General features: G+C 71.0%; 21 protein-coding genes and 1 pseudogene. 14 read left to right on the forward strand and 8 right to left on the reverse strand.

Features of this window, described 5'->3' with window-relative positions:
• A pseudogene (locus tag ACWDS7_RS28020) lies at window positions 1–322 on the forward strand (hypothetical protein); the annotation flags it as partial.
• Between the two features lie 139 nt (window positions 323–461).
• Here ACWDS7_RS28020 and ACWDS7_RS28025 read toward each other — a convergent pair.
• Together ACWDS7_RS28025 and ACWDS7_RS28030 are read right to left on the reverse strand one after the other, a co-directional pair.
• On the reverse strand, window positions 462–1,202 hold the full coding sequence (locus ACWDS7_RS28025; RefSeq protein WP_451931711.1) for an ABC transporter permease: 741 nt from the start codon (window positions 1,200–1,202) through the stop codon (window positions 462–464).
• A 45-nt stretch (window positions 1,203–1,247) separates the two neighbouring features.
• Complete coding sequence (locus ACWDS7_RS28030; RefSeq protein ID WP_451931712.1) at window positions 1,248–1,967, reverse strand: PIG-L deacetylase family protein; 720 nt, start codon at window positions 1,965–1,967, stop codon at window positions 1,248–1,250.
• A 122-nt stretch (window positions 1,968–2,089) separates the two neighbouring features.
• Here ACWDS7_RS28030 and pcrA point away from each other — a divergent pair, with 122 nt between their 5' ends.
• The gene (gene pcrA / locus ACWDS7_RS28035; protein ID WP_451931723.1) at window positions 2,090–4,348 is read left to right on the forward strand and encodes a DNA helicase PcrA; all 2,259 of its coding nucleotides are present in this window, start codon (window positions 2,090–2,092) and stop codon (window positions 4,346–4,348) included.
• A 408-nt stretch (window positions 4,349–4,756) separates the two neighbouring features.
• On the opposite strand, the gene ACWDS7_RS28040 is transcribed toward pcrA, so the two are convergent.
• The 3 genes from ACWDS7_RS28040 to ACWDS7_RS28050 all read right to left on the reverse strand — a co-directional run bounded on the left by ACWDS7_RS28040 (window position 4,757) and on the right by ACWDS7_RS28050 (window position 8,101).
• A complete protein-coding gene (locus tag ACWDS7_RS28040) occupies window positions 4,757–5,665 on the reverse strand; it encodes a hypothetical protein (RefSeq protein ID WP_451931713.1) in 909 nt (302 codons plus the stop codon).
• A gap of 249 nt (window positions 5,666–5,914) precedes the next feature.
• Entirely contained in the window at window positions 5,915–6,799 is an 885-nt protein-coding gene (locus tag ACWDS7_RS28045) for a hypothetical protein (RefSeq protein WP_451931714.1), read from the reverse strand.
• Window positions 6,800–7,243: 444 nt separating this feature from the next.
• The gene (locus ACWDS7_RS28050; protein WP_306859371.1) at window positions 7,244–8,101 is read right to left on the reverse strand and encodes a hypothetical protein; all 858 of its coding nucleotides are present in this window, start codon (window positions 8,099–8,101) and stop codon (window positions 7,244–7,246) included.
• 413 nt (window positions 8,102–8,514) lie between these two features.
• Between ACWDS7_RS28050 and ACWDS7_RS28055 the strand changes: the two genes are divergently transcribed.
• Window positions 8,515–11,421 carry a YbhB/YbcL family Raf kinase inhibitor-like protein gene (locus tag ACWDS7_RS28055; protein ID WP_451931715.1) on the forward strand — a complete coding sequence of 969 codons (2,907 nt, stop codon included), beginning with the start codon at window positions 8,515–8,517 and terminating at the stop codon, window positions 11,419–11,421.
• Window positions 11,422–11,580: 159 nt separating this feature from the next.
• Here ACWDS7_RS28055 and ACWDS7_RS28060 read toward each other — a convergent pair whose 3' ends face one another.
• Window positions 11,581–12,333 carry a hypothetical protein gene (locus tag ACWDS7_RS28060; RefSeq protein ID WP_451931716.1) on the reverse strand — a complete coding sequence of 251 codons (753 nt, stop codon included), beginning with the start codon at window positions 12,331–12,333 and terminating at the stop codon, window positions 11,581–11,583.
• Window positions 12,334–12,575: 242 nt separating this feature from the next.
• On the opposite strand from ACWDS7_RS28060, the gene ACWDS7_RS28065 reads away from it, so the two are divergent.
• The 4 genes from ACWDS7_RS28065 (at window position 12,576) to ACWDS7_RS28080 (ending at window position 17,049) form a co-directional block, all read left to right on the forward strand.
• Window positions 12,576–12,983, forward strand: a complete 408-nt coding sequence (locus ACWDS7_RS28065) for a cobalamin B12-binding domain-containing protein (protein WP_451931717.1) — start codon at window positions 12,576–12,578, stop codon at window positions 12,981–12,983.
• Between the two features lie 130 nt (window positions 12,984–13,113).
• Entirely contained in the window at window positions 13,114–14,295 is a 1,182-nt protein-coding gene (sucC, locus tag ACWDS7_RS28070) for an ADP-forming succinate--CoA ligase subunit beta (RefSeq protein ID WP_306859362.1), read from the forward strand.
• A complete protein-coding gene (sucD, locus tag ACWDS7_RS28075; RefSeq protein ID WP_306859360.1) occupies window positions 14,295–15,170 on the forward strand; it encodes a succinate--CoA ligase subunit alpha in 876 nt (291 codons plus the stop codon). Before sucC ends, sucD begins: the two co-directional genes overlap by 1 nt.
• Before the next feature lie 217 nt (window positions 15,171–15,387).
• Complete coding sequence (locus ACWDS7_RS28080) at window positions 15,388–17,049, forward strand: cell division protein PerM (RefSeq protein ID WP_451931718.1); 1,662 nt, start codon at window positions 15,388–15,390, stop codon at window positions 17,047–17,049.
• Window positions 17,050–17,217: 168 nt separating this feature from the next.
• Here ACWDS7_RS28080 and ACWDS7_RS28085 read toward each other — a convergent pair whose 3' ends face one another.
• Window positions 17,218–17,628, reverse strand: a complete 411-nt coding sequence (locus ACWDS7_RS28085; protein WP_306859355.1) for a hypothetical protein — start codon at window positions 17,626–17,628, stop codon at window positions 17,218–17,220.
• A gap of 79 nt (window positions 17,629–17,707) precedes the next feature.
• On the opposite strand from ACWDS7_RS28085, the gene purN reads away from it, so the two are divergent.
• The 4 genes from purN to ACWDS7_RS28105 all read left to right on the forward strand — a co-directional run bounded on the left by purN (window position 17,708) and on the right by ACWDS7_RS28105 (window position 21,115).
• Complete coding sequence (gene purN / locus ACWDS7_RS28090) at window positions 17,708–18,328, forward strand: phosphoribosylglycinamide formyltransferase (RefSeq protein WP_306859353.1); 621 nt, start codon at window positions 17,708–17,710, stop codon at window positions 18,326–18,328.
• Window positions 18,329–18,374: 46 nt separating this feature from the next.
• Window positions 18,375–19,919 (forward strand): bifunctional phosphoribosylaminoimidazolecarboxamide formyltransferase/IMP cyclohydrolase, encoded by a 1,545-nt coding sequence (gene purH / locus ACWDS7_RS28095; protein WP_451931719.1) that lies wholly within the window; start codon window positions 18,375–18,377, stop codon window positions 19,917–19,919.
• Window positions 19,920–20,071: 152 nt separating this feature from the next.
• Complete coding sequence (locus ACWDS7_RS28100; RefSeq protein ID WP_306859349.1) at window positions 20,072–20,245, forward strand: hypothetical protein; 174 nt, start codon at window positions 20,072–20,074, stop codon at window positions 20,243–20,245.
• A 21-nt stretch (window positions 20,246–20,266) separates the two neighbouring features.
• On the forward strand, window positions 20,267–21,115 hold the full coding sequence (locus tag ACWDS7_RS28105; protein ID WP_451931720.1) for a bifunctional methylenetetrahydrofolate dehydrogenase/methenyltetrahydrofolate cyclohydrolase: 849 nt from the start codon (window positions 20,267–20,269) through the stop codon (window positions 21,113–21,115).
• A 3-nt stretch (window positions 21,116–21,118) separates the two neighbouring features.
• On the opposite strand, the gene ACWDS7_RS28110 is transcribed toward ACWDS7_RS28105, so the two are convergent.
• A complete protein-coding gene (locus tag ACWDS7_RS28110; RefSeq protein WP_306859346.1) occupies window positions 21,119–21,772 on the reverse strand; it encodes an FHA domain-containing protein in 654 nt (217 codons plus the stop codon).
• Window positions 21,773–21,953: 181 nt separating this feature from the next.
• Between ACWDS7_RS28110 and ACWDS7_RS28115 the strand changes: the two genes are divergently transcribed.
• The 3 genes from ACWDS7_RS28115 (at window position 21,954) to ACWDS7_RS28125 (ending at window position 24,725) form a co-directional block, all read left to right on the forward strand.
• Window positions 21,954–23,075 carry a citrate/2-methylcitrate synthase gene (locus ACWDS7_RS28115; RefSeq protein WP_451931721.1) on the forward strand — a complete coding sequence of 374 codons (1,122 nt, stop codon included), beginning with the start codon at window positions 21,954–21,956 and terminating at the stop codon, window positions 23,073–23,075.
• A 52-nt stretch (window positions 23,076–23,127) separates the two neighbouring features.
• Window positions 23,128–23,397: a DUF3017 domain-containing protein gene (locus ACWDS7_RS28120; protein WP_451931722.1), complete on the forward strand. Its 270-nt coding sequence runs from the start codon at window positions 23,128–23,130 to the stop codon at window positions 23,395–23,397.
• 113 nt (window positions 23,398–23,510) lie between these two features.
• Complete coding sequence (locus tag ACWDS7_RS28125) at window positions 23,511–24,725, forward strand: NADP-dependent isocitrate dehydrogenase (protein ID WP_306859340.1); 1,215 nt, start codon at window positions 23,511–23,513, stop codon at window positions 24,723–24,725.
• Window positions 24,726–24,992 lie beyond the last annotated feature (267 nt).

Consider the following 24,992-nt stretch of genomic DNA (forward strand, 5'->3'; position numbering starts at 1 on the left):
GCCGAGGTCCCACAACGCGATCACGGGGCTGGTGGTGGGGGTGCCGGTGTCCTTGCCGGGGCCGCCGGCGGGGGCGTCGCCGTGGCAGACGTCGCGGGCGGTGGCCGGGTCGGTGGCCGCGACAGGGCTCGCCGGGGTGCTCTTCTGCGAGCTCCGCCGCAGGGGCGGCCTGGCGGCGCCGTCACTGCTCCACATCGCGACCAACTCGCTGGGCTACCTGTCCGCCCGCCTCGCCCCGGCGGAGCCCGGCGCGGCGCGGAGCGCCGGGGACGGCACCGCGGGGGGACGCCCCGCCGCCGCGCCGGGAGATCCGGCGGCGTGAAGGGCCGGCGGGTTCCGCCGTCCGAGCCGCCGAGCCGGGAGGCCGGCCGTCTCACCGCCGGGCTGTTCACCACTGGGCCGGGAGGTCGACTGTCTCACCGCCGGGCTGTTTCACGGCCGGGCCGGGGAGATCGACTGTCTCACCGCCGGGCCGGGAACCGGCCGCGGGCGGCGAGCTCGATCGTGACGAGTACGGCCACCGCCTCGGAGGCCAGCAGCGCGACCAGCACGACGAGCTGGACGACCCCGGCCTGGATGGGGCTCGCCCCGCCGAGCAGCATGCCCACGAAGGCCCCGGGGAGCGTGACCAGCCCCACGGTCGATGTCTGGTCCAGCGCGGGCACCAGCGCCTGGGCGGCCGCCGGGCGGCAGATCTCCAGTGCCGCGTCCCGCTCGGAGAAGCCCAGCGCGAGCGCCGCCTCGACCTCGCCGCGCCGCTGGATGAGCTCCTCCACCGCCCGCCGTCCCGCGAGCGCCGTGGCCGTCAGGCAGCCGCCGAGCAGGATGCCCGCCACCGGGATCAGCGTGATGCCCTTCAGCGGGACGGTCCCGGTGCCGACGAGCAGCGCGAGCACCGGCAGCGTCCCCGCCGCGACCGGCAGGGCGGCCCACCGGACCGCCCGGCCCGAGGTGATCCTGCGGCCCGCGGTCAGGCTCGCCACGCCGTACATGACCAGGATGAAGGCCGCCACCGCGAGCGGCCGCTCCACGGCCCAGACGATGATCAGCGCCACCGCGCCGAGCTGGACGGCCGCCCGCAGGCACGCGGTGATGACGGCGCGGGCGTGGCCGAGGCGGCCGAGCAGGGCGGCGGCGGCGCCCCCGGCGGCCAGGAGGGCGACGACGACGGCGGTGACCGGCGAGAGGTCGACGGTGTTCACGGGTGTGAGATGCCTTCCGGCGGGGCGTTCTCCGTCCCGTTCCGCTCAGGCGGTGGGGACCCGCTGGAAGGCCTCGGCATAACGGCCCTCACCGAAGCCCCCCTCGGCCGCGACCTGGGAGAAACGGGTCCGGAGGAAGTCTTCGAACCCTTCCATGTGGCTGATCTGGCTCACATGGGCGCGCAGCGCGGCGAGCTTGCGTTCGAAGGTGTCGGTGATGTCGATGTGATGGTCGGGGGTCTGGCCGCCGTTGAGCCAGACCTCCCGGACCGTCCACGCCTCCAGGCCCTCCTGGAGCAGGAGCTCCGGGAAGGTGTAGGGGTTGCGCGCGTCGGGGTAGACGGCGTCGAGCGCGGAGCCGCCGACCGCGCGGTGGTCGGGGTGGCTGGGGGCGATGAAACTGTAGTTGCGCTCCGGAGTGTGGGTGATCACCAGGTCGGGCCTGACCTGGCGGATGACGCGGGTGATGTCGCGCCGCAGGTCGAGGCTCTGGACCACGGTCCCGTCGCGGTGGCCGAGGAAGCGCACGTCGGTCACCCCGACGATCTTCGCCGCGTTGGTCTGCTCGGTACGGCGGAGCTCCGCCATGCCCCCGTTGTCCAGCTCGCGGTCGAAACCGCCCGCGTCCCCGTCGGTGACGACACAGTAGGTCACCTCGACGCCCCGGTCGGTGAACCGCGCGATCGTGCCCGCCGCGGCGAAGTCGACGTCGTCCGGATGCGCGGTCACCACGAGCACCCGGTTGATTTCGTTCTCAGACAACATGAGAGGCCCCTCTGTTCTTCCGCATATCGATCATCTCTCACAACCGGTGACAAGTCAGTCGGCATTCCTCTCCGGTGCTGGACCCGGTTGTCGGTGGACCGCCATAACCTAGGAGCGTGTCGATCCCAGCCGCTTCCCTGACCCACCCGTTGCTCGACGGGCTCAACCCCCAGCAGCGCGAGGCCGTCGTCCACCACGGCAGCCCGCTGCTCATCGTCGCGGGCGCCGGTTCGGGCAAGACGCGGGTGCTCACCCACCGCATCGCCTACCTGCTGGCCGAGCGGGGCGCGCAGCCGCAGGAGATCCTGGCGATCACCTTCACCAACAAGGCCGCGCGGGAGATGAAGGACCGGGTCGACAACCTCATCGGTCCGCGGTCGGCGGCGATGTGGGTGATGACCTTCCACAGCGCGTGCGTGCGGATCCTGCGCCGCGAGGCCAAGCGGCTGGGCTTCCCCTCCAGCTTCTCCATCTACGACCAGGCCGACTCCCAGCGGCTGATGGCCATGGTCTGCCGGGAGATGGACCTCGACCCCAAACGCTACCCGCCGCGCTCCTTCTCCGCGCAGGTCAGCAACTTCAAGAACGAGCTGATCGACTACGAGACGGCCGCCGACCAGGCGTCCTCCCACCTGGAGCGCACGCTCGCCGAGGCATACCGCAACTACCAGCGGAAGCTGACCGAGGCCGGCGCGATGGACTTCGACGACCTCATCATGCTGACGGTCACCCTGTTCCAGATCTTCCCCGACGTGGCCGAGCACTACCGGCGCCGTTGGCGCCACGTCATGGTCGACGAATACCAGGACACCAACCACGCGCAATACACCCTGATCCGCGAGCTCGTCGGCGCCCCCGAGCTGCGCACCGCCGACGGCGACCTGATCCGGGAGGGCACGGTCGCCCCCGCCGAGCTGTGCGTGGTCGGTGACGCCGACCAGTCGATCTACGCCTTCCGGGGCGCGACGATCCGCAACATCCTGGAGTTCGAGCGCGACTATCCCAACGCCAGGACGATCCTGCTGGAGCAGAACTACCGCTCCACCCAGACGATCCTGAGCGCGGCCAACGCGGTGATCTCGCGCAACGAGAGCCGCAAGCCGAAGAACCTCTGGTCCGACCAGGGCACCGGCCCGAAGATCGTCGGATACGTCGCGGACAACGAGCACGACGAGGCCATGTTCGTCGCGCAGGAGGTCGACAAACTCACCGACGACGAGGGCGTCGTGCCCGGCCAGGTGGCGGTGTTCTACCGGACCAACGCCGCCTCCCGGGTGTTCGAGGAGATCTTCATCCGGACCGGCCTGCCCTACAAGGTGGTCGGCGGGGTGCGCTTCTACGAGCGCAAGGAGGTCCGTGACCTGCTGGCCTACCTGCGGGTGCTGGCCAACCCCGGCGACGTGGTGTCGCTGCGCCGCATCCTCAACGTGCCCAAGCGCGGCATCGGCGACCGGGCCGAGGCGATGGTGGAGGCGTTCGCGGCGCGCGAGCGGATCTCCTTCTGGGAGGGGCTCCGCCGGGCGGACGAGGCACCCGGCATGGCCACCCGGTCGCTCAACGCCATCAAGGAGTTCGTCGCGCTGCTGGAGGAGCTGAGGGTCAAGGCCGCCGACATGCCGCCGTCGGAGCTGGCCCAGGAGGTGCTGGAGAGCACCGGTTACCGCGCGGAGCTCGCGGCCTCGGGCGACCCGCAGGACGAGAGCCGCCTGGAGAACCTGGACGAGATGGTCTCGGTGGCCTCGGAGTTCGAGGAGGCCAACCCCGAGGGCACGCTCGTGGAGTTCCTGGAGCAGGTCTCCCTGGTGGCCGACGCCGACCAGATCCCGGCCGGTGACGGTGGCCAAGGTGTGGTCACGCTGATGACCCTGCACACCGCCAAGGGCCTGGAGTTCCCGGTGGTCTTCCTCACCGGCATGGAAGACGGCGTCTTCCCGCACATGCGCTCGCTGGGCGAGCCGAAGGAGCTGGAGGAGGAGCGCCGCCTGGCCTACGTCGGCATCACCCGGGCCGAGAAGCGCCTCTACGTCTCCAGGGCGGCCGTCCGCAGCTCCTGGGGGGCGCCCGCGTTCAACCCGGCCTCCCGCTTCGTCGCCGAGATCCCGTCGGAGCTGGTCGACTGGCGCAGCGACCCCGGAAAGAACGCCTGGAGCGCGGCCTCGGGCGCCTCCCGCCGCGACGCCCGCCCGGCCCCCGCCAAGAAGCCCGGTGGGCGCCCGGTCCCCAACCTGGCCCCGGGCGACCGGGTCACCCACGACAAGTTCGGCCTGGGCACGGTCGTGTCGGTGGACGGCGTGGCGGAGAAGACCAAAGTCAAGATCGACTTCGGCAGCGGAGGTGAGAAGACCCTCCTGCTGGCCTACGCGCCGGTGGAGAAGCTCTGACCGGCGCCGAGCGGCGGAACGCCGGGTGGGCGGCCGTCAGCCTGGGCGAGTGCCGGGTGACCCGGGTGGGTGACCAGCGGGCGGGGTGAGCGCTGGACGGGCTGGTGAAGTGCCGAGCGGTCCAGGGAGGCGTTCCGGGCGAGTGCCGGGCGGCCTTGGTGACGCGGGGCGGCCGGGACGAGTGCCGGACGGCTGCGGGGAAGGCCCGGTGGGTTCACCGGGCCTTCCCCGGACCGGGGCCGCCAGCGGACCGACTCCCGGAGCGGATCGCCTCTGAGCCGGACCGACTCCCGGAGTGGATCGACCCCGAGCTGGACCGACTCCCGGCGCTGATCACGTGGCCGGATGGATCGGGTCCGGGGGACGGTCCTCGCGGTGGACCAGCGCTTGCGGATCAGTCCTTGCGGATCAGTCCTTGAAGACCTGGGTGTAGGGGTCCTCGCTCTGCTCGTCACCGAGGTCGAGCTCGTCGAAGTCCGCGACCTGGGCGGCGGACGGAGCCTTGATGGCCGACTTCACGCCCCAGCCGGAGTAGCGGCTGTCGTTGAGGTAGGTCATGTCCAGGCTGGTCAGGCCCCGCAGGGACTGGGTCCAGGACGAGACGGCCCGCCGTACGAGCTGGTCGGGGCCGAGGTAGAGCTTCCAGCTCACCGGCAGCGTGGCGGACTTGGCCGAGGGCTTGGCGCCCAGCAGCGCGCGGACCGTGGGGGAGACCTTGTAGAGCTCGCCCAGGGTGATCGTGCCCGAGTGGACGACGGTCCGGGTGCCGTCCCAGGTGCCGCCGGGACGCTTGGCCGTCGTGTGGGCCAGCGCGGCCTTCAGGGTGGCGGGTTCGAGGGGGTTGACGATCTGCTGGGCGGGGTTGCCGGCCACCACCGCGCCGCCCTTGACGCGCAGCCACTCCTTGCCCTCGGGCAGGGCGTCGCCGTAGAAGCCGCCGGAGATGTAGGAGACGCCCTTCACCATGAGGGTGCGGGAGGGGCCGAACAGGTTCTTCAGCTCCTTCTCGGCCCCGGGCAGGGTGAACTTCTCGGTCAGGTCCGAGGCCACCACGCCCTGCTTACCGAACTCCAGCACGCCGTTGCGCCGGCTGAAGATCGCCCGGTTGTTCTTGCCCTCGCCGATGATCTTCGAGTTCTCGGCGAGCTTCACGCCGCGGTGGGTCCTGAACTGGCTCTTCAGTGCGGAGACCGGGTCCGTCTGCGCGATCTGGGCGTTCGCCGGGGCGGCCGGGGCGGCCTGGGCGTTGGCGGGGGCGGCCACGAGTGCGGGCGCGATCAGCGCCGCCGCGGTGGCGCCGGTCAGGGTGGCGATCATTCGCCTCATTTAGGGGGTCCTCCTGTATGGGTCCTCGCATCCTCGCGGAGCGATCATCGAGATTCTTGCTCAATACATGACATGGAGGGTGAAAATCTGATCAATCGACCGCGCCCGGCAGGCGAGGCCTGCCGGGCGCGGGGATGTGATCAGCGTGCACCGATCACCGCTCAGCGATCACCGGACAGCCGATCACCGAACGGAGATCGGCTGTTCGGTGATCGGTGCAGGGCGACCGACGCGAGGTGATCAGTTCTTGATCAGCGGGATCGTGGCGACGGCCTTCACGCCCTTCTCCAGCTCCTTCATCTCGGCGACCTGGTCGGCGGCCGGGGCCTCGATCGTGACCTTGGAACCCCAGCCGGTGTAGCGGGTGTCGATCGTCGTGGACGAGTCCTTGCCCTCCGAGTAGGTCGTCACCAGCCGCTGGGGGAGCTGGTCGGCGCCGACGTACAGCTTCCAGTTCACCGCGGACTTGGCCCTGTCCTCGGGGAGGAAGGGCGACGAGGCCCGGAACCACGGTGACACCTTCTGCAACTCGGCGAGGGTGATCTTCCCGCTGTAGACCCCGGCGCGCTTGGTGGCGTGCGCCAGCAGGGCCTTGAGCGTCGCCGGCTCGGCGGGGTTGACGTACTGGCTCATCGAGCCGATGAGGCCGAGCGGGGCGGGCGGGTTGCGGACCCAGGTCTTGTCGGCGGGCAGGAACTCACCCATGACGCCGCCGGAGACGTAGGAGGTGTCCTTGACACGGACGACCCGCTCGGGCTTGGCCATCCCGGTGATGACCTTGGAGAGCGTCTCGTTCTTCGCGTCCTCGGTGTCCTCCGCGTCCTCCGTCGCCGCGAGGAGTGCTTCGAGCTCCTGCTGCTTGATCCGGAGCTGGGCGGTCTGGTCGGACGCGATGATGCCGGAGGCGCCGAACTGGAACTCGCCGGTGCGCTTGGCGAACACCACGTTCCCCTCCGGGCCCTGGGACTTCGTCGTGTCGACGAAGCTCACCCCGCGACCGCCGCCGAACTGGCTCTTCAACGCGGTGACCGGATCGGCGGCCTGGGCGTGCGCGGTCGAGGCGAGCGCGGGGGCGCTCAGCACGGCCGTCGCAGCGCATGCCAGACCGGCGATGTATCGCTTCAAGGAAAATTCCTCCTGAATGATCCCTCCACCCCGTGTGGGAGGGATGGGGGCATTCTGGCGGATCAAGATCGCGACGGCATCTCGTATATGGATAAATGCCTTGAAATACCTGTGAATGTTCCGTGCAGACCTCTGCCGCCTCCGGGATCCCCGACGGGAGGTCGGCCGCCCGCGGGAAGGCCGGCGGGGGACCCGGGAGGCGGGGGACCTGGGAGGGGACCTGGGAGGCGGGGGGACCTGGGAGTGGCGGCTCTCCGCGCCGGCGAGGGATCCCGGCACCGTCGAGCGGCGGTCGCGGACGGGGTCCGCGTCGAAGGAGAGCCGTGGATCGGCCGTGGGGTTCCGCGCGGACTTCCCCGCCCGCCGATCGGCGGTGGGCGGTGTCGCGCGCCCTGTCCGACCAGCGATGCCGCGTGCTCTGTCCGGCCGCCGGTTCCGCGCGCCCTACCCGATCGGCAGCACCGCGGGTTCCGGGAAGTCGGCGCCGACGCGTCCGGCGTCGGCGGTGTCCTCCGGAGGCGGCGGGGTGAGCGTGACGGGTGAGCCCCAGCCGGTGTAGCGGGTGTCGGCGACCGTGGTGGTGTGCTGGCGGGGTCGCCCGGGGAGGGGCTGCTTCCAGGTGGTGGTCAGGCGGCGGGCCAGGCCGGACCGGTCGAGCCAGAGCCGGAAGCCGATCGGGATCCGGCCGCTCCGGGCGCCGGGCGGCCCCGGGAGCCGGTCGCGGAAGCTGGGGGAGACCCTGTAGAGCGTGCGTAGCGTGACGGCCCCCTGGAGGAACGTCCCGGACGGGACGCGCCTGTTCACCGCGGCGTGCGACAGCAGTGTGCCCAGGGTGGCGGGCTCGAAGATGTTCACGATCTGCGGCAGCGCCGCCGTCTGCTTGATGTTGGCCGGGCCGATCAGGCCGAGCCAGGTCTTGCCCTCCGGCAGCCACGTCTCGTAGCCGGGGCCCGACAGGTACGCCTCGTTTGGGAAGCAGATCACCCGGGTCGAGCCGAGCCGCCGCCCGATCTGGGCCTCCAGCTCCCTGACGACCCCCTTCCCCAGCTCCGTCCGCCCCACGGTGTCCGTGCCGTACACCCCGGCCGCGTCGAACTCCACCCTGCCCTTGCGCCAGATGGTGACGGCCGGCTTGCCGTCCTTGTAGACCCGGCCGAGGTCGGAGATCCGCAGCCCCACGTGCTCGCCGAACTGCTGCTTCAGCTTCTGCACCGGGGAGGGCGGCGCCTGCGCCCGCGCCACCCCCGTCGACAGCGCCGAAGCGGCCAGCACCGTCGCCAACGCGGCAACCCACCGTCTCATCGGATCTCCCTCTCCGGGGCCAGGATCCGCCAAGCTAGCCAACCACCGCGGCCCCGGATATGGCGTGGGCCAACAAGTCGGACCCGTGGATTGCGCGTGCGTGAGCCGTACGGCGGGCCGTGCCGGGCGGGTGCGGCGCGGGGGAGCCGCGGGCGGTCTCTCGGCGGTTCCTCGTCGATGGCCGAGGTCCCGCGCCGGTGCCGCCGGGCCGCCCGGGGGCCAACCTTCCCCCGTCCCCCACGGAAGCCCGGGGCCAACCGTCCCCAGCCCCCTCCACGGAAGGCCGGGGCCAACCGTCCCCGTCGCCTCCATTGACAGGGGGCGGAGGAGATGATCCCCTCCATGCATAGTTAGGAAGGCTTCCTAACTAGCTGTGCCGTCTCACCCCCCTCAGGACAACAGCAGGAGGATCGATGAGATCTCCTATCCGAGCGCGCTCGCTGGTCGGCGCGCTCGTGGCCGGACTGCTGCTCAGCTCGCTGGCCGCCCTCCCCGCCACCGCCGCGCCGACCCGGTACGAAGCGGAAGGCGCCACCGTCTCCCAGGGCGCCGTGGAGTCCAACCACGCCGGATACTCCGGGACCGGGTTCGTCAACACCGACAACGTCGTCGGCTCCTACGTCGAGTTCACCGTCAACGCGGCCGGCGCCGGGTCCGCCGCCATCGCCATCCGGTACGCCAACGGCACCACCGCCGACCGCCCCGCCGACGTCGCCGTCAACGGCGCCGTCGTCTCGGCCGGCCGCTCGTTCAACGGCACCGGCGGCTGGGACACCTGGGCGACCTCCACCCTGACCGCGCCGGTGAACGCCGGCGCCAACACCGTCCGGATCACCTCCACGACCGCGGGCGGCACCCCCAACCTCGACTTCGTCGACGTCGAGGTTACTGTGGCCGGCAACGACCACCAGGCGGAGAACGCCACCGTCTCCCAGGGCGCCGTGGAGTCCAACCACGCCGGGTTCACCGGCACCGGGTTCGTCAACTACGACAACGTCGCCGGCTCCTACGTCGAGTTCACCGTCGACGCGGCGACCGCCGGCAACTACCGCCTGGCGTTCCGCTTCGCCAACGGCACCACCGCCGACCGTCCGATGGACGTCGCCGTCAACGGCGTACCGGTCGCGGCCGGGCTGTCCTTCCCCGGCACGGGCGCGTGGACCACCTGGGTGGAGAAGTCCGTCACCGCGGGCCTCGTCGCCGGTGCCAACAAGGTCCGGGCCACCGCCACCACCGCGGGCGGGGGCCCCAACCTCGACCGGCTGAGCGCGACGGCGCCGGCCGACGCCGAGCCGCCGACCGCGCCGGCGGGCCTGCGCGCCGTCGGCGAGATCAGGCCGACCTCGGTCGACCTGGCCTGGACGGCGTCCACCGACAACGTGGGCGTGTCACAGTACAAGGTCTACAACGGCGGCAACGTGCTCATGACCGTGGGCGGCAACGTCACCGGCACCACGCTGTCCGGCCTGACGCCCAACACCAGATACGTGCTCAGCGTGCTCGCCTACGACGCGGCGGGCAACGCCTCCCAGGGCAGCAACAACGTCGACGTCACCACGCCGCCGAGCGACGACACGCAGCCGCCCGGAACGCCGGCCGGCCTGCGCGCGACCAACGTCGGGGCCGGCACGGTCACGCTGGCCTGGAACGCCGCCACCGACAACGTCGGGGTCACCGGCTACAACCTCTACCGCGACGGCACGGCGTTCGCCACCGTGCCCGACCTGACCGCGACCGCCGACGGGCTGGCGCCCAACACGGCCTACGCGTTCGCGGTCGAGGCGTTCGACGCCAACGGCAACGTCTCGCCGCGCAGCGCGCCGCTGACGGTGCGGACGACCGGTACGGCGGCCGGCGGCGACCCGGTCCACGACAAGGACATCGCCAAGCTCGACCTGCCGTGGGGCATCGCCTTCCTGCCCGACAACAGCGCGCTGGTCGCCGAGCGGGACCGCTTCGAGATCGCCCGCGTCACCCCGGACGGGCAGAAGACCGTGGTCGGCAAGATCACCGAAGCGGTGACGACCAGCGGCGAGGGCGGGCTCCTGGGCCTGGCGGTCTCGCCGACCTTCACCGTCGACCACTACGTCTACGCCTTCCACACGGCCGCCTCCGACAACCGTGTGGTGCGCTTCAAGTACGAGAACGGACAGATCGGCGCCCGCGAACCGCTCGTCACGGGCATCGCCAAGAACAAGTTCCACAACGGCGGCCGGATCAAGTTCGGCCCCGACGGCTTGCTCTACATCACCACCGGTGACGCCCAGGACGGCAACCGGGCGCAGAACCTCAACTCGCTCAACGGCAAGATCCTGCGGGTGACGCCGACCGGCGCCGGCGCGCCCGGCAACCCGTTCCCGAGCGCGCCGCGGGTCTACACCCTCGGCCATCGCAACCCGCAGGGCCTGGCCTGGGACTCCCGGGGACGGCTGTGGGCGTCGGAGTTCGGCGACGCCACCCTGGACGAGCTCAACCTGATCCAGCCCGGCAAGAACTACGGCTGGCCCAACTGCGAGGGCGGATGCGGCAACCCGGCCTACGTCGACCCGGTCCGGCAGTGGGACGTGGCCGCCGCGTCGCCGAGCGGTCTGGAGATCGTCAACGACTGGATCTACATGGCGGCCGTCCGGGGCCAGCGGCTCTGGGTCATGAAGATCACCGGTAGCACCACCGACACGCCCCGGGCGTTCTTCAACGGCCGGTGGGGCCGCCTGCGCACCGTCGTCAAGACCCCCGACGGGGGGCTCTGGCTCACCTCGACCAACAACGACAAGAACGGCGGCACGCCGACGGTCCTCGACAACACCATCGTGCGGCTGAAGTTCGCCGCGGCGCCGTCCGCGCTGACCAGCAGCGCGTTCGCCGCCGGCGGCACCATCCCCGCCAAGTACACCTGCCAGGGGGACGGGGTGGCCGGCAACGACATCTCGCCCCCGCTGGCCTGGACCACGGCGCCGCCGGGCACGCAGAGCTACGCGATCACCTTCGTCGACACCGCCAACGGCGGCAAGCACTGGGTGATCTGGGACATTCCCGCCGGCAGGCTGTCACTGCCGGAGGGGCTCGGCCTCGGCTTCAACGTGCCGCAGGTCCCGGGCGCCAAGCAGAAGGCGATGAGCAGCGGGAACAAGGCCCTGCAGTACTTCGGGCCGTGCCCCGGCGGGTCCACGCACAAGTACGAGTTCACGCTGTACGCCGTGAACACCGCGACGCTGCCGGGAGTGAGCTCCGGTTCGTCGGTGGCGGCGGTGGAGACCGCGATCCTGGCCAACGACCTCGCCGCGGCGACGCTGGCCGGCACCTCGAACGCCGGCACCTGAGCACCGGCACCTGAACGCCGGCATCTGAACGCTGGCACTTCGAACGCCGGTGCCCCAAGGGGGCGGGCGCCCCGGCCGGGACGGAGGGATCCGGTCCGGGCGGGGCGCTCCGGGCCGGCCGGGCCCGGCGCCCCCCGGAGTGGGCCCGCCCGTCCCGCGCTACTCGGTGGTGGTCTCCTCCTGCGGCGCGACGAGGTGCACCGGGGTCCCCCACGAGGCGAACCGCACGTCGCTGACGCGGGTGACCCCCATGCTGAGCGGCGGCTCCGCCCACGAGGTGACCAGCCTGCTGGGGAGCCCGTCGCGTCCCGTCCACAGCCGCCAGGCCACCTTCATGGCCGCGACCTTGGCGTTCGGCCTCTTGCGCAGGTCCGCCCGGTAGGACGGCGAGACGCGGTAGAGCGCGCCGAAGGTGATCACGCCCTTGTGGAGGGTCGCGCCGGGCTTCTTGACGGTGCTGGTGGACAGCAGGGCCTTCAGCGTGGCCGGCTCCAGGACGAGGACCGGGGTCAGGAAGGGAGACAGATCACGGATCTTGCCGGGCGTCCGCATCCACTTCCGGCCCTCGGGGAGGCTCTCGCCGATCACTCCACCGCTCATGTACACGTTCCCGCCGACGGCGAGGTTGCGGACCGGGGTGGCCCTCTCCCCGGGGAGATCAGACCTGGTCAGGATGTCGTATCCGGCCACGCCCGAGGCGCCGAACTGCACGACGCCGCGGCGCTTCTGCGCGGAGAGGGGCTTGCCGTCGGAGTTGGTCCGGCCGCTCTCGACGATCTTCACACCGCGCTGGGCGACGAACTGGGCCTTCAGCGCGGTCACCGGGTCGGTGGGCGCGGTCCGGGCGTGCGCCGGGGCGGCGGTCGTGGACAGGATCAGAGCGCCGGCCACCAGGATGATCCATCGCTTCACGGGGAAGTCTCCTCCTGAGGATAGAAGATCAAAAACCCTAGGGTATGTCGTACCGGAATGTAGGGGTAATACCGATAAAGGCAGCGGATTGGGTGTGATCCTATGGAAACCGGGCCTGTGGACGGCTGAAAGCCGTCATCGGGCCGGGCCCTCACCGCGTGGGCGGTTACGCTGCCCGTAGCTCCCGTCGCGGGTGCCGGTGGCTCCCACGGCGTGGGCGGGGCGCAGACAAGGAGGTCTGTATGGACGCCGTGCCGAGGATCCGCGTCGTCATCGCCAAACCCGGGCTCGACGGGCACGACCGCGGTGTGAAGATCGTGGCGCGGGCGCTGCGGGACGCCGGGATGGAGGTCGTCTACACCGGCCTGCACCAGACGCCCGAGCAGATCGTGCGCACCGCCGTCCAGGAGGACGCGGCCGCGATCGGGCTGTCCGTCCTGTCGGGCGCGCACATGACGCTCTTCGCCAGGGTGCTCGAACTGCTGAAGGACGCCGACGCCGACGACATCACGGTGTTCGGCGGTGGGATCATTCCGGAGGCGGACATACCCGAGCTCCACCGGATGGGCGTGGCCCGGATCTTCACACCGGGCGCGACCACCCAGGAGATCGTCGAGTGGGTGCGGAGCGCCGTTCCCGCCCGCGTTTAGGACCCGGTGACCTGCTCATGCCCTTCAGGGGGCTAGGCTTCATTGGCGCAAAACCCGCCGGGCTCCCCTCACCCGTGGAGCCGGCCCGCCGACATCTGTACACCAGCCGGACAAGCAAGGACGGACCCTCGTGGACCTGTTCGAACATCAGGCGAAGGAGCTCTTCGCGGAGTACGGCATCCCGGTGCCGCGTGGCATTGTCGCGCACACCGTGGAGGAGGCACGCGCGGCAGCCGAGCAGCTGACCGGCCGTGTCGTCGTCAAGGCACAGGTCAAGACCGGTGGCCGCGGTAAGGCCGGCGGCGTGAAGGTCGCCGACGACGCCGCCGACGCCGAGCAGAAGGCCACCCAGATCCTCGGCATGGACATCAAGGGCCACACGGTCCACAAGGTCCTGATCGAGGAAGCCAGCGCGATCGCGGAGGAATATTACTTCTCCTTCCTGCTCGACCGCGCGAACCGCACCTTCCTCGCCATCTGCTCCGCCGCGGGCGGCATGGACATCGAAGAGGTCGCGCACAGCACCCCGGAGAAGGTCGCCAAGATCCCGGTCTCCCCGCTCGACGGGGTCGACCGGGCCAAGGCCCGTGAGATCGCCGAGGCCGGCGGCCTGCCGGCGGTCGCGCTCGACGGCGCCGCGGAGCTCATCGAGAAGCTCTGGTGCGCCTTCGTCGACGAGGACGCCTCCCTGGTCGAGGTCAACCCGATGATCCTGTCGGCCGACGGCCAGGTCAAGGCCCTCGACGGCAAGGTCACCCTCGACGACAACGCGACCTTCCGCCAGGCCGACCACGCGGTCTTCGAGGACAAGGCCGCCGAGGACCCCCTTGAGGCCGCGGCCAAGGAGAAGGACCTCAACTACGTCAAGCTCGACGGCAGCGTGGGCATCATCGGCAACGGCGCGGGCCTGGTCATGTCGACCCTCGACGTCGTCGCCTACGCCGGCGAGGCCTTCCCCGGCCGGCCCAAGCCCGCCAACTTCCTCGACATCGGCGGCGGCGCCTCGGCCGAGGTCATGGCGTCCGGCCTGGAGATCATCATCTCCGACCCGTCCGTGAAGTCGATCTTCGTGAACGTCTTCGGCGGCATCACCGCCTGTGACGCGGTCGCCAACGGCATCGTCTCCGCCTTCCAGCTCCTGGAGAGCCGCGGCGAGGCCGTCAGCCGCCCGCTGGTCGTCCGGCTGGACGGCAACAACGCCGAGCTCGGCCGGCAGATTCTGGCCGACGCCAAGCTCTCCGGCGTCGAGCTGGTGGACACGATGGACGATGCGGCCAAGCGTGCCGCCGAACTCGCCGCGGTAGGTGCGTAATGGCTATCTGGCTGACCGAGAACAGCAAGATCATTGTTCAGGGCATGACCGGCGGTGAGGGCACCAAGCACACCCGCCGCATGCTCGCCTCCGGCGCCCGCGTCGTCGGCGGCGTCAACGCCCGCAAGGCCGGCACCACCCACGAGGGCCTGCCCGTCTTCGGCACCGTCGTCGAGGCCGTCAAGGAGACCGGCGCCGACGTGTCGGTCGTCTTCGTGCCCCCGGCGTTCACCAAGGACGCCGTCAAGGAGGCCATCGACGCCGAGATCCCGCTCTGCGTGGTGATCACCGAGGGCGTCCCGGTCCACGACACCACCGAGTTCTGGGCCTACGCGGTCGCCAAGGGCAACAAGACCCGCATCATCGGGCCGAACTGCCCCGGCATCGCCTCGCCCGGCGCCTCCAACGCCGGCATCATCCCCGCCGACATCACCACCGCCGGCCGCATCGGCCTGGTCTCGAAGTCCGGGACGCTGACCTACCAGCTCATGTACGAGCTGCGTGACTTCGGCTTCTCCACCGCCGTCGGCATCGGCGGCGACCCGGTCATCGGCACCACGCACATCGACGCGCTGCAGGCGTTCCAGGACGACCCGGCCACCGACGCGATCGTGATGATCGGTGAGATCGGCGGCGACGCCGAGGAGCGCGCGGCCGCCTACATCGAGCAGCACGTGACCAAGCCGGTCGTCGCCTACGTCGCGGGCTTCACCGCCCCCGAGGGCAAGACCATGGGCCACGCCGGCGCGATCGTGTCCGGCTCGGCCGGCACCGCCCAGGCGAAGAAGGAGGCTCTGGAGAAGGTCGGCGTCCGCGTCGGCAAGACCCCGAGCGAGACCGCCCGCCTGATGCGCGAGGTCATGCAGTCCCGCTAGTCCCGCTGGTTCCGCCAGGGAGGCGCCCGATGTCCAACCGGGCGCCTTCCTCGCTGTCCGGCGCCCTTCCGTAGGGCCGTCCGGCGGCCTCCCGTACGGTCCCGCCGTCCGGCGGCCTTCCGTACGGTCCCGCCGTCCGGCGGTCTCCCGTACGGCGCGCGACACGCGGGGCGGAGGAGTCTCTCCCACGCGGAAGATCCTGAGACCATCGACTATTGTGACGGCCCTTCTCGATCAGCTCCGGACGGCTCCCCGTAACGTCCTCAGCCGTATCCCCCTGCCAGGCGTCACGGGTGACGACGACGACGTCCGCCGGCCGCTCCCCGTATCCGGGATGCTCGCCGCCGCCTGGACTCTCGGCGTGGGCCTGGCGGTGCTCACCACCCTCACCCTGGTCGGCTGGATCGCCTCCCCCAAGGGCGCGCTCGGCCCCGGCCTGCCGGGGGTCTTCCGCACCGCCGCGCAGCTCTGGCTGGCGGCCCACCACGCGGGGTTCGCGATCCCCGGCGGGTCGGTGGGGCTGCTCCCGCTCGGGCTGACGGTGCTGCCGGCCTTCCTGCTCTACCGGGCCGGCATCTGGATGACCCGGGACGCGGACCTGCGCCTGCGGCTGCCCGCCCGGCTGCCCAAGAACAGCCCGAAGGACGAGGCCAACGCCCGGCGCCGGGCCCAGCTCGTGCTGGTCGCCCAGGCGGGCGTCTCGCTGGCGGCGCCGTACGCGCTGCTGGCCGGGATCATCGCGCTGGTCACCCGGAACGAGATCACCCAGCCGTTCCTCGGCGACGTGCTGGTCAGCCACGTGGCGGTGGCCTTCCTCGCGGGCTCGCTGGCCACCGCCAGGACGATCGGCCCGTGGCGGTCGATGCTGCGCCTGCTGCCCGAGCGGCTGCGCTCCGTCGTGGTGGCCTCGGCCGCCGCGCTGGGGATCATGCTCGTGGCGGGTGCCGTCATGGTGCTCGCCGCCGTCGCGGTGAACTTCCGGCAGGTCCAGGAGCTGTCCGGCGTCCTGTCGCCCGGCTTCGTCGGCGGCCTGCTGCTCCTGCTGGTCCAGGGGCTCTACCTGGTCAACGCGGTCATCTGGGGGATGTCCTACATCGCCGGTCCGGGCTTCGCGGTCGGCTCCGGCACGCTGGTCGCGCCCACCGGGGTCCAGCTCGGGACGGTGCCGAGCCTGCCGATCCTGGGCGCCCTGCCGGAGACGGGTCCCACCCCGGCGTGGGTGATGGTGGTGATCGCGCTGCCGTTCGCGGCCGGGGCGGTGGCGGGAGTCCTGGGCGTCAGGATCGCGCCGTCGCCGTCGTACGAGGGCGCGCCGCTGTGGGGGTTCGTCTGCGGGCTGGCGACCGGCGTGGCGGCCGGGCTGCTGGCCGCGCTGTCCGGCGGGCCGCTGGGCGGGGCGAGGCTCTCCTCGGTCGGTCCGGCGGGCTGGGAGGTCATGCTCTCGGTGACGTTGGAGGTGGGCGTCGCCGCGGGCATCTCGGCGGGGCTGGCCAACTGGTGGCTGATCTTCCGGGGGCACAACACCGCCGTCACCAAGGCCGCCGCCAAGGTCGGCACGGCCACCGCGCCGGTCCGCAAGGCGGGAGCCAAGATCGCGAAGGCGGCGGGGGCGGTGGCCGGCAAGGTCGGCTTCGCCGAGCCCGAGGGCCTGCGCACGCTCCCCGGCCACTGGCTGGACGCCACCGAGTGCGACACCCAGCCGATCCCGGTCATCAGGGACGACTGGGAGGACGAGCACGCCTCGGCGGCGGCGGAGAACCCTCCCCAGCTCCACCACCGCGGGCCGCCACGCCCGCCCCGGCGCGACATCGTCGACGAGTCCGACGACAAGGGCGGCCACGTGATCTACCTGGACCCCTACGCCTGGGACCGCGACTGAGCCGCGGGCGGCCCGCCCTGCCCGCGGAGGGGCCGGGCGGGGGTTCCGCGGGGACCACGCGGCCGGCGGCCCGGGAGCCGCGGGAGCGGCCGGGGCCACCGACCGGCTCACCGAAGGGTCCTGAGAGTCCCCAGGATCGGGACTCCCGGGATCAGGGGGTTCTCGGGATCAGGGAGGGAACGGGAACTGCACGTCGCCGGGCCGGACGAAGGGCATCTTCTTCTCCATCGCCCGTTCGAGCTGGTCCACGCACTCGTTCTGGGCGGTGACGGTGCCCGCGCCCCGGCGGCACTCGGCGTAGGAGGCCAGCTCGTCGCTGAAGTAGAACTGCATCGCGGTCACTCCCGCGGCGATCAGCAGCGTCAGCACCGACACGGCGACGCCGACGACGGCGGGCGTCGTCGGCTTCGTCACCGAGCGCAGGGCTCCGATCGCGCGGACCGAGGCGACGAGGGCGAACAGCGACATGACGAGCCCCGCGAGGGGGAGCATGAGCGTCAACACCACCGAGGCGAAGGCGAGCCACAACGCCCGCCGTCCCGCGCCCTCCGCCGGCCGTGCCTGGACGGGAGTCGTCACCTGACCTCCTTGCTTCGTGTGAGCGGACAGGCAGATACCCTTGCAGCGGCGTGAGTCCCCGTCGGAATGGAGTGCGTCGGTGTCATCCCAGGCCGCTCGGCTTGTGGTCCTCGTGTCCGGTTCTGGAACCAACCTACAGGCCTTACTGAACGCTGTGGCAGACGAGGCTTACGGGGCCCGGATCGTTGCGGTGGGCGCCGATCGCGACGGTATCGAGGGATTGGCCCGCGCGGAGCGCGCCGGCATCCCCACCTTCGTCGAGAGGCTGGCCGACCACCCGGGGCGTGACGTCTGGGACCGGGCGATCGCGGCGCGGATCGCCGAGCACCGGCCCGACCTGGTCGTCTGCGCGGGGTTCATGAAGATCCTCGGTGAGCCGACGCTGACCGCCTTCCCCGTCCTCAACACCCATCCCGCGCTGCTGCCCGCCTTCCCCGGCGCGCACGGGGTCCGCGACGCCCTCGCGTACGGCGTGCGGATCACCGGCTGCACGGTGATGCTCGCCGACGCCGGGGTCGACACCGGGCCGATCATCGCCCAGGAGGCCGTGCCCGTTCTCGACGGCGACGACGAGGCGTCCCTGCACGAGCGCATCAAGACCGTCGAGCGGGCCCTGCTCGTCAAGACCGTCGGCCGGATGGCCCGTGAGGGCTGGACCGTGGCCGGAAGGACCTTTCGCTTCGGACGACCCGGCGGATGAGCCGGGCGCCCCGGATGAGACCGGAACCAAACAGGAGGATCAGGAAGTGACCCGCATCGCCATCCGGCGCGCGTTGATCGCTGTGTATGACAAGAGCGGGCTGGAGGAGTTGGCCCGCGGACTCGACGCCGCGGGTGTGGAGATCGTCTCCACCGGCGGCACCGCCGCGAAGATCGCGTCGTTCGGTGTCCCCGTCACCCCGGTCGAGGCGCTGACCGGGTTCCCCGAGTGCCTCGACGGCCGCGTCAAGACCCTGCACCCGCGCGTGCACGCCGGCCTGCTGGCCGACAGCGGCAACCCCGCCCACGTCAAGCAGCTCGAAGAGCTGGAGATCGACCCGTTCGAGCTGGTGGTGGTCAACCTCTACCCGTTCCAGGAGACCGTGGCCTCCGGAGCCTCCGACCGTGACTGCGTGGAGCAGATCGACATCGGCGGCCCCGCCATGATCCGCGCCGCGGCGAAGAACCACGGCACCGCCGCGATCGTGGTCGATCCGGGCGCCTACGGCGACGTGCTCGCCGCGGTGGCCGAGGGCGGTTTCACCCTCACCCAGCGCCGCCGCCTCGCCGCGGCCGCCTACGCCCACACCGCCGCCTACGACACCGCGGTGGCCTCCTGGTTCGCCGACGTCTACGCCCCGGAGGAGGGCGCCTGGCCGAGCTACATGGGCGCCGCCTGGGAGCTCAAGTCGCCGCTGCGTTACGGCGAGAACCCGCACCAGGGCGCGGCCCTCTACTCCGGCGGGCGTGACGGCCTGGCCAACGCCGAGCAGCTGCACGGCAAGGAGATGTCCTACAACAACTACCTCGACGCCGACGCGGCCTGGCGGGCCGCCTGGGACTTCACCGAGCCCGCGGTGGCGATCATCAAGCACCAGAACCCGTGCGGCATCGCGGTCGGCGCCGACGTCGCCGAGGCGCACCGCAGGGCCAATGCCTGCGACCCGGTCTCCGCCTACGGCGGTGTGATCGCGGTCAACGGTGAGGTCACCGAGGAGCTGGCCCGGCAGATCTCCGAGGTTTTCACCGAGGTCGTGGTGGCCCCGTCCTTCGCCGCGGAGGCGCTGGCCGTCCTCACCCAGAAGAAGAACATCCGGCTGCTGGCCTGCCCGCAGGGGCCGGACAACCGGACCGAGTTCCGCCGGATCGACGGCGGCCTGCTGGTGCAGGCCACCGACCGGGTGGACGCCCCCGGCGACGACCCGTCCACCTGGGAGCTCAAGGCCGGTCCGGCGGCCTCCGCCGAGGTCCTCGCAGATCTGGCCTTCGCCTGGAAGGCCTGCCGCTCGGTGAAGTCCAACGCGATCCTGCTCGCCGCCGACGGCGCGAGCGTCGGGGTCGGCATGGGCCAGGTCAACCGGGTCGACTCGGCGCAGCTGGCGGTCTCCCGGGCCGGTGACCGGGCCCGGGGGTCGGTGGCGGCCTCCGACGCGTTCTTCCCGTTCGCCGACGGCCCGCAGGTGCTCATCGACGCCGGGGTGAAGGCGATCGTGGAGCCGGGCGGCTCCATCCGGGACGCGGACGTGATCGCCGCGGCCGAGGCCGCCGGGATCACCCTCTACTTCACCGGCACCCGCCACTTCTTCCACTGATCTCCGCTGCCGTGTACGGCCGCCGCACAGGTGGGGCGGCCGTACACGGGAGACAGGAGAGTGGCGGACCGGACAGGATTTTCTGGCCAGAGAAGGTTTAAACCCCGGTTAACCTGAACCGTTCCTTCCCTCGCCCCCTGTGGAGATCCCTCATGCCTCTGCTCGATCCCGTCCTGAACGCCTTCGTGATCATGAACGGGTTCTGGGAGAGCCCCTGGCTTCTCCTCATCTTCGCCTTCGGCGCCGCCTACCTGGGCGCCAAGGCCGTGGAGGTCATCCCCTTCACGCGCAGGATCATCGAGCGGAGGGAAGCGGAGCGCGGCTGATCTCGTGGAAGGATTGAACCCATGAGCGCGCAGATTCTGGACGGCAAGGCCACCGCGGCGAAGATCAAGGCAGACCTCACGGCGCGGGTCGCCGCGCTGAGAGAGCGCGGGATCACCCCCGGGCTCGGCACCGTCCTGGTCGGCGACGACCCGGGCAGCCAGATCTACGTGGCCGGCAAGCACCGCGACTGCGCGGAGGTCGGCATCGCCTCCATCCGCAGGGACCTGCCCGCGACGGCCACGCAGGCCGAGGTCGAGGCGGTCATCGACGAGCTCAACGCCGCCGAGGAGTGCACCGGCTACATCGTGCAGCTCCCCCTGCCCCGCCACCTCGACACCATGGCGCTGATCGAGCGGATGGACCCGGCCAAGGACGCCGACGGCCTGCACCCGGTCAACCTGGGCCGGCTGGTCCACACGGTCGACGCGCCGCTGCCCTGCACCCCGCACGGCATCGTCCTGCTCCTGCAGGAGTACGGCGTGCCGATCAAGGGTGCCGAGGTCGTCGTGGTCGGCCGTGGCATCACCGTGGGCCGCTCGCTCGGCCTGCTGCTGACCCGCCGCTCGGAGAACGCCACGGTCACCCTCTGCCACACCGGCACCCAGGACCTGGCGGCTCACACCCGTCGCGCCGACATCGTCGTCGCCGCGGCGGGCGTGCCGCATCTGATCACCGCCGACATGGTCAAGCCCGGCGCCGCCGTGCTCGACGTCGGGGTCTCCCGGGTCGACGGCAAGATCGCCGGTGATGTCGCCCCCGGCGTCAAGGACGTCGCGGGCTTCCTCACCCCCAACCCCGGCGGCGTGGGCCCGATGACCCGGGCCCTGCTGCTGAGCAACGTGGTCGAGGCCGCCGAGAAGCAGGGCTAGGTCTCAGGACGCCCGGCGGCCCGCGGCGGTCGCCGCCGGCTGCGGCTCCGGGGTGCCGGCCGCGCGCTGCGGCGGCACCACCGGGGTCGGCCGGACCAGCCCCAGGGCGACGACCTCGTTGGCCAGCCTGGTGCGCCGGTTGGTCCCCTCCGGGATCCGGAACTTCTGGTAGAGACGGAGCAGGTGCTGCTTGACCGCGGCCTCCGTCACCACCAGATCGTCGGCGATCTCCCGCGCCGTGGCAGGTGCGACGAACGCCTCGTCCGACAGCGCCGGACGGCACAGCGACGTCAGCACGTCCACCTCCCGCCGGGTCAGCTCCGGAGCCGCGGCGCGGCGGAGCTCGACCTCGGGGGCGAAGTCCTCACGCGGGACTCCGCCGATCCTGCCCCGCGCGGCGCCGAAGGAGACGACGTCGCCGTCGTCGAGCACCCTCCGGGCGATCGGCCTGCCGTTCACCCGCGTGCCGTTGCGGGACAGGCCCAGATCAACGACATACAGGTAGGGTCCGCGCCGGACGAATTCCGCGTGCAGCCGGGACACACTCGGATCGGTGAGCCGGATGTCCACTCCCCGGCCGCGTCCGATCGTCGTGATCTCGGGGCGCAACGGGACCACCTCGCCAGTGTCCTCGATGCGTATGAACGGCCCCTCCACGGCAGTTCCTCCCCAGGTAGCCCGCCGTAACTATTCCTACAGCTCCGGCTTACCCAAACGAGGTGATGCGGAATCGCCTTTGCCAGAAGGAGAATCCCTCATGAAATTGGTCTGGACCTCTCGGGAAGGTTTCCCCTGCTCACGGGTAGACTTCGAACGAAGATAAGCGGAGGAAACACTCATGGCGGACAAGCCCACAAAAGGCCTCGCCGATGTCGTAGCCGCGTCCACAGCGCTCAGTGACATCGACGGTCAGGCCGGTCTCCTTTTCTATCGTGGCTACGACATCCACGATCTGGCCGGCCGCACCACCTTCGAAGAGACCGCCCACCTGCTGCAGCGCGGAAGCCTCCCCAACGGGGAGCAGCTGGCCGCCTACGGGGCGCAGCTCGTCGAAGGGCGTAAGCTCGGCGCGCTCGCCGACGCGAACATCCCGGAGATCGCGGACAGGCAGGCGCCCATGGAGGCGCTGCGCACCCTGGTCTCGCTGGCCGGGGCCGACGATCCGGACAAGGACTCCAACAGTCCCGAGGCCAACCTGCGCAAGGCCGCCCGGCTGACCGCCCAGCAGCCGATCCTCGTCGCCCGCTACCACGCGGCCAGGACGGGCGCCACGATCCCCGAGCCGGATCCCGGGCTGAGCGTCGCGGCCAACTTCCTGCTGCAGATCACCGGCCGCACCCCCGAGCGGCGCGAGGTCGAGATCTTCGACACCTGCCTGGTCCTGCACGCCGACCACACGATGAACGCCTCGACGTTCGCCGCCCGCGTGTGCGCCGCGACCCTGTCCGACATGCACTCGGCCATCGTGGCGGCCATCGGCACCCTCAAGGGCCCGCTCCACGGCGGGGCCAACGAGCAGGTCATGCGGACCCTGGAGGCCCTCGACCCGGCCGCCGTCGCCCAGTCCGTGCGCGACCGGCTCGCCGCCGGCGAGAAGATCATGGGCTTCGGGCACCGGGTCTACAAGACCGAGGACCCGCGCGCCACGCACCTGCGCAAGATGTCGCAGGAGCTCGCGGACGCCTCCGGCGACGACAAGTTCTACCGCATGTCCAAGGAGATGGAGGAGGTCGTCTTCGAGACGAAGGGCCTCTATCCCAACGTCGACTTCTACGCGGCGACCGTCTACCACTACCTCGGTATCCCGACAGACCTGTTCACTCCGGTCTTCTCGGTCAGCCGCATGGCAGGATGGACCGCACACGTCATCGAGCAGCACGCCGACAATCGCCTGATCCGCCCGGACAGCGAATACATCGGCGAGCGCGACCAGAAGTGGAAGCCGCTCGCCGAGCGATGAGCCGGGTGCGGGCGACGAGTGCGCGAATGAACGGCGGCCAGGGGTGGGAGCGGTGAGCACAACTGAAGATCGCTGGAGACCGTATCCGCTGGTGCTGGCGGGTGCGATCCTGGCCGTGACCTTTGCCGTCCTGCTCGACCCCGAGTGGGGTGGGTTCTCTCTCGGTGTGGTCATGACGCTGGGGGCTGTGCTCCGGCTGGTGGGCAGCGGCCTGCTCGCCGTACGCACCAAGACGACCGACGCCGTCACGCTCGCCGTCTTCGGCGTCGCGCTGATGGCCGGCTCGCTGGTGCTCCAGTATCCGGCGCTCATGCCGCTTTAAGCCGGACGCACGGGTGGATCGCAAGCCGCCTGAACCCGTCCGATAGCCTCAACGGCCAGTGAGCCTCAAAAGGACTGTCTGGCCAGTGTTAGTTCAGAAGGGGAACCACACGCATGCCCAAGATCAAGGTAGAGGGCCCCGTCGTCGAGCTTGACGGCGACGAGATGACCCGGATCATCTGGCAGTTCATCAAGGACCAGCTGATCCTTCCCTACCTCGACGTCGACCTGAAGTACTACGACCTCGGGATCGAGCACCGTGACGCCACCGACGACCAGGTGACGATCGACGCCGCCAACGCGATCAAGCAGTACGGCGTCGGCGTCAAGTGCGCCACGATCACCCCGGACGAGGCGCGGGTCGAGGAGTTCGGCCTGAAGAAGATGTGGAAGTCCCCGAACGGGACGATCCGTAACATCCTCGGCGGTGTCATCTTCCGCGAGCCGATCATCATGTCCAACGTGCCGAGGCTCGTCCCCGGCTGGACCAAGCCGATCATCATCGGCCGTCACGCGTTCGGCGACCAGTATCGCGCCACCGACCTGAAGATCCCGGGCGAGGGCACGCTGACCCTCACCTACACGCCGAAGGACGGCTCGGAGCCGATCGAGCTCGACGTCTACGACTTCCCCGGGGCCGGCATCGCGATGGCGATGTACAACCTGGACGAGTCCATCCGCGACTTCGCCCGCGCCTCCATGCGTTACGGCCTGTCCCGTGGCTACCCGGTCTACCTCTCCACGAAGAACACGATCCTGAAGGCCTACGACGGCCGCTTCAAGGACATCTTCGCCGAGGTCTTCGAGACCGAGTTCAAGGCCGAGTTCGAGGCCGCCGGCATCACCTACGAGCACCGCCTGATCGACGACATGGTCGCCGCGGCGCTCAAGTGGGAGGGCGGCTACGTCTGGGCGGCCAAGAACTACGACGGCGACGTCCAGTCCGACACCGTCGCGCAGGGCTTCGGCTCCCTCGGCCTGATGACCTCGGTGCTGATGACCCCCGACGGCCGGACCGTCGAGGCCGAGGCCGCCCACGGCACCGTGACCCGTCACTACCGTGAGCACCAGAAGGGCAACCCCACCTCCACCAACCCGATCGCCTCGATCTTCGCGTGGACCCGTGGCCTCCAGCACCGTGGCAAGCTCGACAACACCCCCGCGGTGATCGACTTCGCCGAGAAGCTGGAGCAGGTCTGCATCGAGACCGTCGAGGGCGGTCAGATGACCAAGGACCTCGCCCTCCTCGTCGGCGGCGACGCCAAGTGGCTGACCACCCAGGACTTCCTGGCGGCCCTGGACGAGAACCTGAAGAAGAAGATGGCCTGAGGCGTGTTCCGCGGATCCTCGCCACGGTGAGGATCCACGGACGCGCCCCGGCCGTCCGCCGGGAACGCAGGAAGGGCCGCCCACCGGGCGGCCCTTCCCGTTTCCCGCCCTCGGCCCGGCCCGTTTCCCGCCCTCGGCCCGGCCTGTTTCCCGCCCTCGACCCGGCACGCCTGCTCCCGGCACGGCCTGGTCCCGGCGCGGCGGTGGGCGGTCTCCACGGCCGCTACCGGGCGGCCATGGCCGAGGCGTCCTTCTGTCGTCGCCGGG

The organism is Streptosporangium sp. NPDC003464 (genome assembly GCF_053588315.1).

What these genes read in the sequence shown, in the direction of transcription:
- ACWDS7_RS28030 (WP_451931712.1), bottom strand. Translation starts at nt 1,967, where the DNA reads ATGTTGTCTGAGAACGAAATCAACCGGGTGCTCGTGGTGACCGCGCAT.
- ACWDS7_RS28040 (WP_451931713.1), bottom strand. Translation starts at nt 5,665, where the DNA reads ATGATCGCCACCCTGACCGGCGCCACCGCGGCGGCGCTGATCGCGCCC.
- ACWDS7_RS28050 (WP_306859371.1), bottom strand. Translation starts at nt 8,101, where the DNA reads ATGAGACGGTGGGTTGCCGCGTTGGCGACGGTGCTGGCCGCTTCGGCG.
- ACWDS7_RS28055 (WP_451931715.1), top strand. Translation starts at nt 8,515, where the DNA reads ATGAGATCTCCTATCCGAGCGCGCTCGCTGGTCGGCGCGCTCGTGGCC.
- ACWDS7_RS28065 (WP_451931717.1), top strand. Translation starts at nt 12,576, where the DNA reads ATGGACGCCGTGCCGAGGATCCGCGTCGTCATCGCCAAACCCGGGCTC.
- sucD (WP_306859360.1), top strand. Translation starts at nt 14,295, where the DNA reads ATGGCTATCTGGCTGACCGAGAACAGCAAGATCATTGTTCAGGGCATG.
- ACWDS7_RS28100 (WP_306859349.1), top strand. Translation starts at nt 20,072, where the DNA reads ATGCCTCTGCTCGATCCCGTCCTGAACGCCTTCGTGATCATGAACGGG.
- ACWDS7_RS28105 (WP_451931720.1), top strand. Translation starts at nt 20,267, where the DNA reads ATGAGCGCGCAGATTCTGGACGGCAAGGCCACCGCGGCGAAGATCAAG.
- ACWDS7_RS28115 (WP_451931721.1), top strand. Translation starts at nt 21,954, where the DNA reads ATGGCGGACAAGCCCACAAAAGGCCTCGCCGATGTCGTAGCCGCGTCC.
- ACWDS7_RS28125 (WP_306859340.1), top strand. Translation starts at nt 23,511, where the DNA reads ATGCCCAAGATCAAGGTAGAGGGCCCCGTCGTCGAGCTTGACGGCGAC.